This window comes from Aeromonas sp. R7-5 (genome assembly GCF_040908015.1).
In the GTDB taxonomy this organism is placed as follows: domain Bacteria; phylum Pseudomonadota; class Gammaproteobacteria; order Enterobacterales; family Aeromonadaceae; genus Aeromonas; species Aeromonas caviae.
This window is the reverse complement of the sequence record NZ_JBFOCZ010000032.1, coordinates 431094-445717: the sequence shown is the minus strand read 5'-3', so window position 1 is coordinate 445717 and position 14624 is coordinate 431094. Positions and strand designations below refer to the sequence as shown.

The window sequence follows — 14624 nt, the reverse complement described above, 5'->3', positions numbered from 1 at the left end:
AGGCTCGGCACCGCCACAAACGACAAGGGGAGCATCACGGATGCTCCCCTTGTCACATCGGGCGACAGCCCATCGCCGTCAGCTCATCAGCAGTGCCCGCAGGCTCTCCACATCCAGCCCCTTCACCTCGGACTGGCCGCTCAGGAGGCCGTCGGCCAGTGCCCGCTTCTCGTCGTGCAGCGCCACTATCTTCTCCTCCACCGTCTGCTCGCACACCAGGCGATAGACGGTCACCGGCTGGGTCTGGCCCATGCGGTGCGCCCGATCGCTCGCCTGATCCTCCACCGCCGGGTTCCACCAGGGATCGAGGTGCAGCACGGTATCGGCCTGGGTCAGGTTGAGACCCGTGCCCCCCGCCTTGAGGCTGATGAGGAAGAGCGGCACCGTTTCGTGGCGAAAACGCAGGATGGACTCCTGACGGGACTTGGCCGAGCAGCCCCCGTCCAGATAGCAGTAGTCCCACTGCCGCTGTTCGATACGGCTGCGCAGCAGGCTCAGCAGATCGACAAACTGGCTGAACACCAGCACCCGGTGGCCACCATCGATGGCTTCGTCCAGCAGCGCCATCGCCTCGTCCAGCTTGCTGCTGGTCTGGGACCACTCCGGCATCACCAGCTGGGGGGAGCAGCAGAGTCGGCGCAGCCGGGTCAGGCCGCTCAGCACATGCATCAGGGCACGGCCATCGGCACTTTGCACCTGCTGCACCACCTCGCGCCGGGTCGCCTCGTAGAGCTGACGCTCCTCGGGGGAGAGGCTGATGTGATGGATGATCTCGGTCTTGTCCGGCAGCTCCGTCAGCACCTGTTGCTTGAGGCGGCGCAGGATGAAGGGGCTGATCACCGCCCGCAGCATCGCCATGTGCTGGGGATCCTTGACCGCCTTGCCAAAGCGGCGCTTGAACTCCCCGAGGCTCCCGAGCAGGCCGGGGTTGATGAAGCTGAACAGGCTCCACAGCTCCCCCAGATGGTTCTCGATGGGGGTGCCGGAGAGGGCGAGGCGAAAATCCCCGTCGAGCTGGAACAGCAGCTTGGCGCGCTGGGTACCGGCATTCTTGATCTGCTGTGCCTCATCCAGCACCATGCTCGACCAGCGGCGGGACTTGAGCGCCTGGGAGAGACTGCCGAGCATGCCGTAGTTGACCAGGACGATCTGTCCGGCCCTGGCCCCCTGGATCAAGGTCTCCCGCTCGGCGGGATGGTCGAACACCACCACCTCGAGCTCGGGGGCAAAGCGGGCCACCTCCTCCTGCCAGTTGGTGACCACTGACTTGGGCACCACTACCAGCGCCGGGCCCAGGTGCTGGCGCATACGCAGCACGATGAGGGCCTGCAAGGTCTTGCCCAGGCCCATGTCATCGGCCAGACAGGCGCCAAAGCCGTGATGGGCCAGGGTCGCCATCCAGCGTACCCCCTCCTTCTGATAGTCCCGCAGCGCCGTCAGCAGCTCGGGGGGACAGCTCACCTCCTGCTGCCACTCCTGCTGGAGATTCTGCCAGGCGGCATCCCCCTCGGTGGTGATGACGGAGAGCAGGCGGGCCAGCGGATAGGCCAGCGTGTTGTTGATGCGCTGCTCGTTGTCCAGCATGGCCCCGAGCACGGTGAGGCGTTCCACCAGCTTGTCGCTCAGCATCAGGCTGGTCTTCTCGTCGAGCTGCACCGTACGCTGGCCCGGGGTCAGCTGGCGCAGGATTAGGCGAAGATCGAGGATCTGGTGCTCGTCCAACGAGAGCGCCCCCTCCACCTGGAACCAGTCCTGACGCCGCTCGATGCGCAGGCTCAGGGCCGCCTCATCAAGGCTCTTGAGGCGGGCGCTGTCCTGGTGCCAGTGCACCACCACACCGGCGTCCACCAGCTCGGGCAGGGCGTTGACCAGGGTAAGCGCCTGCTCCCCGTCCAGCTTCCACTCGTTGCCGGGCAGGCCGATGGGCAACTGGTTGCGAAGGCGCTGGGCATCGTCCTTCTCGGCAGCCAGATCCCGCTGCCAGTAGTGATACTCCCGGATACCCTGGCGCACGATGGCCTCCCCCTTGCCCAGAGGCAAGGGCGGCAGGTCCCCCTCCCGGGTCACCAGCTGGACCACGAGCTGCCCCTCCTGCCAGTCGAGCAGGACGGAAGGAACGCCGGGCCAGGGGGCCAGCTCGGCATTGCCCCTGAGCCCCGCCACCTGGCTGTGCCAGGGGAGATCGGGGATCGCATCCAGCGTGCGTTGCAGCTCCTCGAGCCCGGCCGGCGGCAATGCCGGAATGGCCTCCAGGGCCGGTAATCTGTCCAGCAGTGCCTGCGGTGTCAGAATAAGCTGCCACAAATCCTGAGCCAGGGGGACGATGTGCGCACCACGGGCGGCGGGAGCAGGATGTAGTCTGGCACTCATGCCCTCCCCGCTCTGTACCAGTTGCAGCAGGGGGGCGCTGACGGCCAGTTGCAGCTTCTGCCCCTTGGCATTGAAGAGGCGAGGGTGGTTTGCCAGGGGCACCCAGGCATCCCGGGGCAGCTTGCCCATGTTGCGCGGCAGGGTGCGCACCAGTGCCCAGTCAGCCTCGTCCAGCAGGCTGGCGTACTGGGTGGAAAGCAGGGCCGGATCGACCCTTCGCCCGGCGGTCCACTCCCCCTTGGTGCTCTGCTTCTGGATCTTGCACTCAAGCTCAGGCCCCTCTGCGTGGAGCAGCCAGACCAGCCGCTCCTGGGGCTTGCGCACCCCGCTCGAGCGTCCCAACCCCTGCAGCCAGTTGAGCCAGCTTGCCGAGGCGGGGGCCTTGCCTTCCTCCTCGGTGGCATCCTCTTCCTCCCCTTGAGCAGGACGCAACGCGCGCAGGGGCCAATGGGCGGCTTCCCGGCCCAGCAGGAGTCGCAGCAGATCCTGGCAGAAGGCCATCAGGCGATGCCGGGGCTCGGCGTCCAGCACGTGGGAGAGGTCCCACTTGTGCAAGATGGTCACCTGGGGGCTCTGCTCGCCGTGGCGCGCCAGGGCGCAGAGATCGAGCCAGAGGTAACCCCAGTGGAGCTCCTCCAGCGGCAGTTGCAGGGTATCGAACAGGCCGACCGCCTGGCCGTGGCGATCTCCGGCCCACTGCCCCAGCAGATCGGCCAGCAGGGGGGAGTGATGGCCCAGACTGCGCTGCCACTTCTTGCGCTGCTCGCTCCCCTGCACCGGATCTGCCTGTTGCAACCAGCCGAGCCAGAGCAAGGCGCTGAACATCCGGGGCCAGGGCGACGCCTCTTGCCCCTGCCACTGGCCAAGCGCCCCCAGCAGCCGCTCGGCCAGAGGTTGCTCATCCCCCTGCTGCGCCAGTTGTTGCAGTGCAGGCCAGTGAGTGGTTACCTCGCCCCCAAAGGAACCGCAGAGCCACTCCCATTCTCGGGCGCGAGCCTGGATCTGGCCAGAGAGCGCCGGGGAGCAGGAGGCGACCAGCGTTGCCAGCGGCCAGCCCTCGTCAGGCTCTGCGTCAAGCAGGGCCTGCAGGGCGAAGTGTTCGAGCAGCAGGGCCTGCCAGGCGGGGCTGGAGCCTGCCAGCAGGCGGGGAGCATCGGGGAGATCCAGGAGGCTCAGGAGCTCGGCACTCTGGTAATAGGCCGGGATCTGCCCCGCCTCCCCCAGACAGAGCTCGCGCACCACCTCCTGTGCCCGCTCCAGGCCCGTGACCGAGGGGATGCGGGACCACTGCGGCATGGGGCACTCTCCCGCACGCACCGCCAGGATCAGGGTCAGGGTTCCCTCTGCCGTCAGACTCCACTGCTGCTCCGTTCGTTGACGGACAAGCCCCCACTGCTGCAACTGATCAAGGGTGTCCAGCAGCGCACGCCCGGGTGCGCCCGGGGCATAGAGGGTGTCTTGCAGGTAACGAGTGCTGGCGGCGCGCTGCAATTGCAGCTCGCACAGCAGGGCATAGCAATCTGAAGAGAGGGTGAAGGCTGACATCAGAACTCACGGGCAAGTGCAAAGGCGGAATTTTAACGGGAAAGCGGCGGCGGCTCGACCCTTAAGCGCGAAATAGTGCAAAAAAGCTGGCGCCTTTGATGGGTACACTAGCGACAGGGCTGACAGGGCACTCGCCCCTGCCACCGGGCAACGGGCCGCAGGAGGGGCGCGGTCATCAAAAAAGGCGCCGCAGCGCCTTCTGGAAACAGATTGTTGGCTCAGCCTTCCAGCCGGGCCAGACGGGCTTCCAGCCCCTGCAACTGCCCCTTGAGGTGCTCGACCTCTTCTTCGAGCGCCGCCAGTCTGTCTGCCGCCGGTGACACAAGGTTGCCAGCGGGCGCCGCGTCGGCCAGCGCCTGCAGATCCACCTCGCCACTGAACAGGTGCGCGTAGCGGGATTCCCGCTTGCCCGGCTCACGGGGCAGCTTGACCACATAGGGCCCCCGCTCGATGAGGGTGGCCAGCACGGCATCCACTTCGGTCACATCGTCAAAACTGCACAGCCGGTTGGTGCGCGAGCGCAGCTCACCCGGGGTCTGCGGGCCACGCAGCAAGAGTTCGCAGATAATGCCGAGCTCCTGGGCCGAGAACTTCAGCTCGCCGAACTCGGTATTGCAGAAACGATGCTGATAGCGGGGCACCCTGGCGTTGAAACCGGCGGTATTGACCACCAGACGGCGTCGGATCAGCTCGTCGATCACGGCGCGAATATCCAGCTCGGCGAGCTCCAGCACGGGTTCCCGGTTGCTCTTCTGGTTGCAGGCATTGACCAGTGCATTGAGCGAGAGAGGGTACTGATCCGGCGTGCAGATCTCTTTCTCAATCAGGCAGCCGATCACGCGGGCCTCTAATGGGCCTAGTACTATCTCCATGTCATACTCCCTTGCCAAACAAGACGTTAAGACGGTTATCTTAACCAAGGCGCTTGCGCCGTCCAGCAGATAACCCCATTTTTGCGAGCCGATGAAACCCTTGCTGCAACCTTGTACAGCAAAACGGCCGCGGTGCGCGGGCGAGGTGAACGGATGGCCGGGAACCTCTTTGGCAACCAGCCCCCTCCCCCTTCAACGAGGCGGGCACAAAAACCATCACGGCCGCAAAGGCGGCCGTGAGGTTAAACGGGTTGAGACGGCCCTCATGAAGAGGGCTTGCGCTCCAGGGTCGCGGCCACCTTTCTTGCGGCCGACACGGTGAGCAAAGGCTCACCCGGATAGAGCATCAGGGCGCTTGCCCGCAGGTTGTCCGCCTCCGCCGTGCGCCCCAGGGCATTGAGGGCGATCACCATGTTGGCGTAGATATTGGCCCTCGGGGTATGGCGCACGAAGGCCTGCCCCCAGTCGAGGTAGGCTTCAAGCTCCGCCTGGTTGTTGGCCTGCAGACCGACCATGAGGCGCACCGCGTTCACGTCGAACTCCACCCGGGTCAGCCAGGCCATGGGGTTGACGATGTCGAGCAGGAGCGCAGGCTGCTTGTAACCGCCCCGCTCATACTTGGTCACCACCCAGGCGGTGTGCATGGCGGTCAGCATGAAGGGGATGACGATCAGGGGAATGGCGATGGCCATGAAGCGCAGCAGCAACCAGGGGCGGCACAGATGGTCGCGCCAGTTGCCGTGGCCTTGCTCCTCCACCTCCGCATCCATCGCATACAGGAGCAGCAGGAGCGCCCACCACAGGGCGATGGCGTGGTAAAAGGGGTACTCGGTCTGGGTGTGCAGCAAGATGGGGGTCACCAGCGCAAGCAAGGCGGCGCCCTTGACCCAGCCCGCCCGGCTCAGACGCCACAGCAGGGCCCCGCCCATCAGCACCATGCCCAGCATGGGTGCCAGACCCCCTTCCACCGCCCAGTAGAGAAACTCGTTGTGGGGGTGATCCAGGTTGTACTCGATCTGCACCATGGCCAGGTTCAGCGCCTTGTCGGCCATGTAGTGATGGAGAAACACCGACTCGAAGCTGCCATAGCCCCAACCGGTCCAGGGCATCTGGGCAATCAGCTTGGCGGCGTAGGGCCAGTAGATGGAGCGCATGCCGCCGGACTGGTAGATCTCCAGCCCTCGTCTGGCTCCGGCCATCAGGTATTGCGAGGCCAGCCCGAGCAGAATGCCCAGGGCCACCAGCGCGAGCATCCGGCCCAGCCGCCGCTCACGCCCCAGCTGGGCGGACAGCAGCAAGAGAGCCATCACGCCGCCCAGTTGCCCGACTCGCGATTGCAGGACCACCAGCAGCAGAGAAGTGGCCAGGATCACCCCATAGCGCAGCCCCTTGAGCCAAGGGTTGGCATCACCGCGCAGCTCCAGCCAGATGGCCAGTGACAGGCCGGTCGCCATGAAGCTCGCCATCACGTTGGGTTGCTGGAAGATGCCATAGGGGCGGTTGGTCTGGGTGTCGTACCCAATCCAGTTGCCCGGCACCAGCAGGTAATACTGCACCAGGCCGAGCAGCGCCTCGATGGCAACGGCCCCCAGCAGCAGATAGAGCAGCCTGTCCCGCCCCTCGCGGCCGAATCGCCACTGATAGAGGCTTGCCAGAAACAGCAGGCCGGCAAACAGCCCCAGCAGCCGGGGAATGGCATAGTCCTTGAGCTCGAATCCCGGATAGGCCATGGGCAGCAACAACAAGATCCCCCCCAGCCACTGGGCAGTCAGCAGCGGCGAGACCACCAGTCGCTGGCTGAGGGTCACATGCCACAGCCCCAGGGCCATCACCAGGCTGGCGAAGATCCAGCCCCAGGCATTGAACGGCAGATAGAGCCCTGCCCCGCCCGGGTTGTGCATGAAAAAATGCATGCCAAACAACCAGTAAAGGAGGCTGACAACCCCCAATATCCCTGTCGTCGACATCACCGTCACTGCTCCCTGTTGTGTCATGCTCATGCTCGTTTTCTTCCGACACGCCATACATGAAGGGGGGCAAAGCCCCCCTTGTTCACTTCAATCATCCTTGTGCCGATTCCGGTCGGCAAAACGCATGGCGCACCAGCACGATGCCCACCCCCAGCATGCCACCGAGCAGGGTAGCCAGCACCACGACCAGAGGGCGCTTGGGCTGCTCGCGGCTCAGGGGCTCACTCGGCGAAGCCAGATAGGCGAACGACTGGAAGGGCTGTGCTTCAAGCTTGAGGGCCTCAAGACTGCCCAATTGCAGGCGCAGGTCGCTCAGCGCCGGGTTGAGGAACTCGGGGTTCTTGATCTCCTTGAGGATCTTGAGCTTCTCGGAGAGGGCGCGCGCCCCCAGATCGATGGGAAGGCTCCCCTGCTCCTGCAGATTCTGCACCGGCGCCTCCAGCCCGGCCGCCTGTGTAATGCGCAAACCATATTCGGTACGCAGAATATCGTCTTGCAACTGCTTGAGGGTATCGGCCTTGGCACTCTCGAACTGGGTCTGCAGCGTCTTGATGCGGTTCTGCCAGATGGTATACAGCTCCTTGCCCTTGGCCGCCGACTCCTGATGCTGGATAAAGGCGATGTACTGCTCCAGCCGGGATTTGGCCTCCCCCGCCGTGGCCGCGGCAAAGGAGAGCGTCACCTCTTCACGCAATTTGTCCGGTGCCTTGGCGCTGATCCCCTCGGCCATCTTCTTGAGCAGCAGCCGCTTGCCTTTGGGGTCTGTGACGTCGGCCTGCACGGCCTCGGCATCCAGGTAACCCCTTTCTTGCAGGAACTGGCGCTTGTTGTTGAAGCTGTTGAAGTTGTTGACGAAGTCGCTATAAAGCGCCTTCTTGTCAAAGGCAGTAAAAGCCGCCACCGGTACCTGAGCATTGATCAGCTGGTTGATGTTGAGCTCGAGGGACTCCACCTCCTTGAGGGTGGGCGACCTGATCTCGGCCTGGCTGACCCAGACCTGGGGGGCCAGCAGGGCATAGGCGATACCTGCTGCGGCAAAGACGCCTGCGACCAGCAGGATCAGTATTTTCTGGCGCCACAGGACCAGGATCAGCTCACGCAGATCGATTTCATCACCGGAAGAGGCTTGCCAACCCTGGGGCAACTGACTGTCTGAATTATCGAATACTTGTTTGTTCATATCGGGCTCTGAAGATGAGTTGATTGCCAGAGAGGGGCGTGACGGTCTTTCTCTGACAAGCGTAATGGCACATTGTCCATGAGGGGCCACTCAATAGCCAGTGTCGGATCCGACCAGTGAAGGGAGGCTTCCAGCTCGGGAGCGTAATAATCGGTGCATTTGTAAAGCACCTGGGCCCATTCGCTCTGAACATAAAAACCGTGGGCAAAACCTGGCGGGATCCAGAGGGAGGTTCCCTCCTCGGCCGAGAGCGACACCCCCACCCACTGGCCCAGGGTCGGGCTCCCGGCGCGCACGTCGACGGCCACGTCGAAGATGGTGCCTGCCAGCACCTGTATCAGCTTGCCTTGGGGCCGCTGGCGTTGATAATGCAGCCCCCGTAGTGTCCCTTGTCGGGAACGACTCAAATTGTCCTGAACGAAGCAAAAATCACCGCATCTGCGGGTGAAGAGATCGTGGCGAAACAGCTCCATGAAGTCGCCCCGCTCATCTGGATGACGCTGGTGGCGGATCTGGATAACATCCGGAATCTTCAATGAAATAAAGTGCATAGGTGTTTTCTTTGGAATAATGGGCAAGGATATATCACCCAATGGAGTGCCTTATCAATCCCAATCGGGGTGCATTTTGCCAAAGGGCTCTTGCAGCAGACGCAACAGATAGGCGCCATACCCGCTTTTTGCCAGTGGCTGTGCCAGTGACGCCAGCGCCTCGTCAGAGATCCAGCCCTGGCGCCAGGCGATCTCCTCCGGAGCGGCCACCTTGAGCCCCTGGCGTTTCTCCAGGGTCTGGATGAAGCTGCTCGCCTCCTGCAGGCTGTCATGGGTCCCGGTATCCAGCCAGGCAGCACCACGCCCCATGAAACAGACCTCCAGACTTTGCTGTGCCAGATAATGGAGATTGACATCGGTGATCTCGAGCTCTCCCCGTGACGAAGGGCGCAGGCCCCGGGCAATCTCGCTTGCCGTGGCATCGTAGAAATAGATGCCCGTCACTGCGTATTGACTGGCAGGAGATGCCGGCTTCTCGACGATCGACTCGACCCGCCCCTCACCGTCGAACCCCAGCACACCGTAACGTTCGGGATCCTGTACATGATAGGCAAACAGGGTGGCGCCTTGCGTCTTGGCGCTCGCGCGCTGCAACTGGCGGGGCAGCTCGGTGCCATAGAAGATGTTGTCCCCCAGAATCAGGCAGCAGGGGTTGCCGGCCAGAAAGGGCTCCGCAATGAGCAACGCCTGGGCCAGCCCGGCAGGCTCTTCCTGCACCGCGTAGCAAAATTGCATCCCCCACTGGCTGCCATCCCCCAACAGCAGCTCGAAGCGGGACAGATCCAGCGGTGTGCTGATGATGAGAATCTCACGGATACCCGCCTGCATCAGGGTTGAGAGGGGGTAATAGATCATGGGCTTGTCATAGACCGGCAGCAGTTGCTTGCTGATGGCCAGCGTCGCCGGATAGAGACGGGTGGCGGATCCCCCGGCCAGGATGATGCCTTTACGCTGGTGCATGGAACACCTCCAGAGGAGAACAGAGAGCCATCAAGACACGCGTCACGTCATTCACCTTCACACTGACTGGCAAGCCAGCGGCTCATCAGCCCTTCCCAGGCCGGGATCTGGATCCCGAAAACAGTGGCAAACCGTCGACAATCGAGCCTGGAGTTGGATGGCCGACGGGCTGCCTGGGGCCAGTTTGCAGATGGAATGGGTTTTATCGGAACGGGCTGCGCCAGCAGACCAAGCCGACAACCTTCCTCAACCAGAGCCGATGCAAAGCCATGCCAGCTCGTCTCGCCTGCGGGGCAGAGATGATAGAGGCCGCCCTTGTCTGGCGCCTTTACAACCTGTGTCAGCGCCAGGAGAACGGACGTTGCCAGCCAGTCCACCTGGGTCGGCGCCCCCCACTGATCCGCCACCACCTCAAGGGGCTGGCCCTCGTTGGCACGGCGCAAGATGGCTCGGGCGAAGTGTGCCTCTTCCCCACCATAAACCCAGCTGGTGCGCACGATCAGATGATGGGGACACAGCCCCTGAATGGCCTGCTCTCCGGCCAGCTTGCTGGCACCGTAGACATTGAGCGGGGCAGGCACATCCACCTCGCGCCAGGGAGCGCTGCCGGAGCCATCGAACACATAGTCGGTGGAAAAATGTACCAGCAGCGCCCCCCTGGCACCGGCTTCCCGGGCAAGCAGTGCGACGGCCTGATGATTGATACGCTCTGCCAGCTCGGGCTGGCTCTGTGCGAGATCGACTGCCGTATAGGCCGCACCGTTGAGGATGACATCAGGCTGATGGCGGTTCAGGGCGCTGATCAGCGCACCGGGGTCGGTGATATCACACGCATCCCTGCCAAGGGCCGTCACCTGCCAATGGGGATAATCCCGGCAAAGGGCAGAAAAAAGGGCTCGTCCCAACTGGCCACGAGCCCCCAGCAACAAGATCCGCATCGGGATTACCGCGCGCCAAAACCGGTCAGGATGGTGCGGATGGTCTTGAACACGATGAGCACATCCAGCCAGAGGGAGAAGTGCTTGATGTAGTAAAAATCGTGCTCGATCTTGATGCGGGTATCATCGGCATCGGCGGCATAACCGTGGACCACCTGGGCCCAGCCACTGATCCCGGGCCGCACGATGTGACGGTACATGTAGAACGGGATCTCCCGTTCGAACTGATCGACGAACGTGCGCTGCTCCGGTCTTGGCCCAATCAGGCTCATGTCCCCTTTAAGGACGTTGAAGAACTGCGGCAGCTCGTCGATGCGCAGCTTGCGGATCACCTTGCCCACCCGGGTGACGCGCATGTCGCCGTCCTGGGCAAACTGGGCGCCGGCTTTTTCCGAATCCTTGCACATGCTGCGGAACTTGTAGATGCGAAAATCCTTGTTCCCCTTCCCTACCCGGTTTTGCAGGAACATCACGGGGCCCGGACTCTCCAGCTTGATGAGGATCGCCGTCACCAGCATCAGGGGGGAGAACAGCGGGATCGCGATCAACGCGGCCAGAATGTCCATTCCACGTTTGATGAAGGCATAGACGGGGGACGGCAAGAGGGAACCAAGCTGGTTCTCGTGCAGATGATCAATCTTCACGCGCCCGGTCAGGGTCTCGCTGATCTGCTTGATGTGATAGACGGGAATGTGGGCCAGGGCGCAGCGCGCCAGGAAACGCTCCCACTCACCCGCCAGCTTCTCATCCCGAAGATCTGCCACCACGGCGTCATAACGCACGGCCCCGAGATCGGGTTTGTCCAGCAGACGCCACTGCACACACTCGTGCCGGGTCAGGGCCTGATAGTCCCCAAAGGGCAGCAAGGCGTATTTGGGGGTCCGGTAACGGCGGCCGATGAAGTAGGCCAGCCAGCAGCAGAGCAAGGCAACCAGATACGACTCGAACAATACCTGGCGGCTGTAAGGCAGCCGCAGGAAGAAGAGAACCCCCACCAAAGTACCGTAGAGCGTCGTGACAGTCGGGATCATATAGGCCACGGGACTCGCGCCCGGATAGCGCAGGAAGCGATGCAGCACAATCCCGGTCAGCAGAAACGCCACAAAGGCACCGCTCAGGGTATTGATTCTGACGGCGTTGAGCCCCTCCCAGAATCCCCATCCCCAACGCTCGATGGCAGGTAGACAAACTGCCAACAAAGCCCCGAAGATGAACAAGGCAGGAGGGCTGAATAATACACGCTCATACCAGCGTGAGTGACGACGTTCGTAATAATGGGTGCTCACAACAATCCTCAGTAACTTATCGTTTATCTGCGTAGGGTTTTACGATAGATAAATTTCCTAACGCTACCAGGTACAAGCCTTACAGGTACCCTGATAGCCAAGTTCTTGACCAACGCAGTTAATGAAATGAAGCCTAATTTATAGAAATTATATTGCGCCTTAACTTCTGACTTCACATATTTGATACCACCTCTACGAACCTCCATTCCGTTTCCAGTTCTGGCGTGGACCAACACTTCAGGGATATTAGCAGTTATACATCCATTTTGAATCATCCTAACCCAGAGGGCATAATCCTCATAGAGATAGTCATCCTGATAGCTTCCTGCCGATAACACTGCTTTTTTTCTATACATAACTGTCATGTGATTGAAAGGATTTCTTGATTTGGCATACTCGACTATCGTCTGATGAGAAGTAGGTGTTTTTCTATAGGCATGGCTATTTTCGGGTGAAGTTTGAAATTCTGCAATCCAACTGCCAACAATACTTATATTTCCATATTTTTTTATATAATAAAGTTGTTTTTCAAAACGAAGAGGATGACAAATGTCATCACTATCAAATCTAGCAACCCATTCGTGACTACACTGTAACAACCCTATGGATAACGCTTTCCCCAAACCAAGATTTCTTTCCAGCGGTATTCTTTTTATCGGCAACTTATGTTCAAATTCAGAAATAGTTTCAGATAACAAATTCGGAATTTCACCATCTTCAACGATAACAACTTCATGTGGTAGCAAAGTAGAATTGACTACACTCAGTAAAGCATCATAAAGATGATGTGGATTATCATTCTTATAAACTGACATCAACAATGTGAAATTATAAAAACTACTCAAGGGGGCCCCTCCTTACACACAGCATAAAATTTTGAATGCTGATATAATAATCTTTATAAAACACGAAGTCGCTCTATCTCTAAAAAATGCTCAAGACAGTTACCATCAGACTTAATGTTGAGCAATTTCCGTATATTGCCATAATTATCGCCAGAATTATTTATAGCTATTTCAATGTTTTTGAGAAACCCAGATAGTGAACATACATGCTCCCCTTTGGTTAACATTTCATATGGAACACTAAACCCAACCAAACCCTCATATTTAACCAAGTCATATGGAATAAATATTACCGCTTTATTATCCAATGCATAAAAATCCAAAAACACACTAGAGTAATCAGTAACCAATATATTAAAGCAATCCAGATTTGGAGTTATATCTGTGATCACATCACACCCCATATAAATAACTCTTGGGGATGTATACAACGTCTCATCAATTATTGCTGGATAGTACGGATGTGGCCTCAGGTAAATAATGGAATTCGTTTTCTCTAAGAAATCATGTAAAGTTTTAACACACATATCAGCAAAAGGGAAAAATTGAGTTTCCGCATAAGGTCGCCACGTTGGCGAGTATAATATTTTATTTACCCTTCCCTCAATGGGAATAGACAATATATCAGAATGCTGATTAGCAGATTTAATTAAAAAATCATTTCTTGGTTGCCCAAATTTAAGGTATACCGCAAATTTATTTCTGAAGGCATTACTAAGTACAGGCATGAAAAGATCAGAATAACAAGTCACATGGGTAAAAAGCCTCAATCTAATATGTCGATTTACTCTTCTTAAAAGGGATATATTATTTTCAGCCAAGCCTATATTTTTTAATGGAATGCCATGCCCAAGATGATAAACGATTCTGTTTTTTTTTCTTATCAATGAAAAAACAGGGGATTCAATAGTTGAACAAACCCAGACCTTTGCTGTTAGGCATAAAAAAATGCCTGATATAGAATTTGCATTAATTACCCCTGTTACTCCAGATTTTATCAATTCCTCCCTCTTTGCCTTATCATTAATGACAAATAAAATCTCACGTTCACCTTTATCTCTATCAACCATATACTCAAATAAGAAACGTGAGTTGAAGTTATAATTTTTATTTCCGGTAGAATTAAATATTATTCTACTTTTTTTTAACGGAAGCACTATAGAAAATAATGATAGCACTGCTTGCATCACAAGCCATAATGAATTCATAAAAGCCCTTTTGATTTAAGTAAATATACTATGGAACTGAACGTTTTTCTCACACCAAATTTCAGCAATGATAGCAATAATAAAAACGACCTTTTTACATCATGCGACTTTAGTGAATAATGCAACATGCACAAAAACCAAACAGGCTCAAAAGCGAACGACTTTATATTTTTCTCATTTTTAAAGTATGTAGAGTACAATACAGATAGAGCAAGACGATACTTGTTTTTATTACCACGACTTACAGAGAAATCCGATGACTGGTCATAAACATAACCGATAGATTTAATTACAGAAACATCCTTTACCAAAACAAAGAAGTGGCGCCAGAAGGCCATGGCATCTCCCCATTTAGCTGACTCATCAAACATGCCAGCCTTAATAAATGTTTCCTTTCTAAATAAATACGGTGGTTTCCCAGGATAATTTAGCGGAGAATGCAACATATAGGTAAGTGGTGATTGAGCAAACTCATCAATCCCATGCATAATATCTAATCTACTTTCATTGTTTTTTCTGATGGATACTTTATCAAAACTGGAAAAATCTATGGATGAATTTTTTATCTCAATAACAAATTTATCTAACACATACCTATCGTAGAAAATATCGTCACTATCAAGAAATATAATGAAGTCACCATTAGCGACACAAGCTCCAAAATTTTTAGCCGAAGCTGCGCCACCATTTTCTTTAAAATAGTATTGAATCTGAGAACTTTCAATAAACTCGTTCAAGATACTTCTTGTTTCATCAGTCGAGCCGTCATCAATTACTATAATTTCGTAAGGCTCTAAACATTCCTGTGAAAGAGCACTATTGATTGCATTTGATATGCAATGATCACGATTGTATGCTGTAATAATAATACTAATGATCATAATAGACGCCAAAGAATT

General features: G+C 57.2%; 11 protein-coding genes. All 11 read right to left on the bottom strand.

What is annotated here, in order from left to right:
• Nucleotides 1-78: 78 nt before the first annotated feature.
• A complete protein-coding gene (locus AB5Y53_RS15080; RefSeq protein WP_368182439.1) occupies nt 79-3915 on the bottom strand; it encodes a DEAD/DEAH box helicase in 3837 nt (1278 codons plus the stop codon).
• 218 nt (nt 3916-4133) lie between these two features.
• The gene (locus AB5Y53_RS15075) at nt 4134-4787 is read right to left on the bottom strand and encodes a YceH family protein (protein WP_039040218.1); all 654 of its coding nucleotides are present in this window, start codon (nt 4785-4787) and stop codon (nt 4134-4136) included.
• Between the two features lie 263 nt (nt 4788-5050).
• Entirely contained in the window at nt 5051-6754 is a 1704-nt protein-coding gene (locus AB5Y53_RS15070; RefSeq protein ID WP_368182460.1) for a Wzy polymerase domain-containing protein, read from the bottom strand.
• Between the two features lie 94 nt (nt 6755-6848).
• Complete coding sequence (locus tag AB5Y53_RS15065; protein WP_368182438.1) at nt 6849-7937, bottom strand: LPS O-antigen chain length determinant protein WzzB; 1089 nt, start codon at nt 7935-7937, stop codon at nt 6849-6851.
• Entirely contained in the window at nt 7934-8488 is a 555-nt protein-coding gene (gene rfbC / locus AB5Y53_RS15060; protein WP_236758736.1) for a dTDP-4-dehydrorhamnose 3,5-epimerase, read from the bottom strand. The genes AB5Y53_RS15065 and rfbC overlap by 4 nt, the downstream gene beginning before the upstream one ends.
• A 54-nt stretch (nt 8489-8542) precedes the next feature.
• Nucleotides 8543-9448 carry a glucose-1-phosphate thymidylyltransferase RfbA gene (rfbA, locus tag AB5Y53_RS15055; RefSeq protein ID WP_045524120.1) on the bottom strand — a complete coding sequence of 302 codons (906 nt, stop codon included), beginning with the start codon at nt 9446-9448 and terminating at the stop codon, nt 8543-8545.
• Nucleotides 9449-9495: 47 nt separating this feature from the next.
• A complete protein-coding gene (gene rfbD / locus AB5Y53_RS15050) occupies nt 9496-10386 on the bottom strand; it encodes a dTDP-4-dehydrorhamnose reductase (protein ID WP_139736362.1) in 891 nt (296 codons plus the stop codon).
• 5 nt (nt 10387-10391) lie between these two features.
• A complete protein-coding gene (locus tag AB5Y53_RS15045; protein ID WP_368182437.1) occupies nt 10392-11672 on the bottom strand; it encodes a sugar transferase in 1281 nt (426 codons plus the stop codon).
• 23 nt (nt 11673-11695) lie between these two features.
• Nucleotides 11696-12517 carry a glycosyltransferase gene (locus AB5Y53_RS15040; protein ID WP_368182436.1) on the bottom strand — a complete coding sequence of 274 codons (822 nt, stop codon included), beginning with the start codon at nt 12515-12517 and terminating at the stop codon, nt 11696-11698.
• Nucleotides 12518-12570: 53 nt separating this feature from the next.
• Nucleotides 12571-13725, bottom strand: a complete 1155-nt coding sequence (locus AB5Y53_RS15035) for a CDP-glycerol glycerophosphotransferase family protein (RefSeq protein WP_368182435.1) — start codon at nt 13723-13725, stop codon at nt 12571-12573.
• Nucleotides 13722-14606: a glycosyltransferase family 2 protein gene (locus AB5Y53_RS15030; protein ID WP_368182434.1), complete on the bottom strand. Its 885-nt coding sequence runs from the start codon at nt 14604-14606 to the stop codon at nt 13722-13724. The genes AB5Y53_RS15035 and AB5Y53_RS15030 overlap by 4 nt, the downstream gene beginning before the upstream one ends.
• Between the last annotated feature and the right edge of the window lie 18 nt (nt 14607-14624).

Bases quoted from the DNA above. Each gene is read 5' to 3' on its own strand.
- rfbA (WP_045524120.1), bottom strand. From the start codon at position 9,448: ATGCACCAGCGTAAAGGCATCATCCTGGCCGGGGGATCCGCCACCCGT.
- rfbC (WP_236758736.1), bottom strand. From the start codon at position 8,488: ATGCACTTTATTTCATTGAAGATTCCGGATGTTATCCAGATCCGCCAC.
- AB5Y53_RS15080 (WP_368182439.1), bottom strand. From the start codon at position 3,915: ATGTCAGCCTTCACCCTCTCTTCAGATTGCTATGCCCTGCTGTGCGAG.
- rfbD (WP_139736362.1), bottom strand. From the start codon at position 10,386: ATGCGGATCTTGTTGCTGGGGGCTCGTGGCCAGTTGGGACGAGCCCTT.
- AB5Y53_RS15065 (WP_368182438.1), bottom strand. From the start codon at position 7,937: ATGAACAAACAAGTATTCGATAATTCAGACAGTCAGTTGCCCCAGGGT.
- AB5Y53_RS15035 (WP_368182435.1), bottom strand. From the start codon at position 13,725: ATGAATTCATTATGGCTTGTGATGCAAGCAGTGCTATCATTATTTTCT.
- AB5Y53_RS15030 (WP_368182434.1), bottom strand. From the start codon at position 14,606: ATGATCATTAGTATTATTATTACAGCATACAATCGTGATCATTGCATA.
- AB5Y53_RS15070 (WP_368182460.1), bottom strand. From the start codon at position 6,754: ATGTCGACGACAGGGATATTGGGGGTTGTCAGCCTCCTTTACTGGTTG.
- AB5Y53_RS15075 (WP_039040218.1), bottom strand. From the start codon at position 4,787: ATGGAGATAGTACTAGGCCCATTAGAGGCCCGCGTGATCGGCTGCCTG.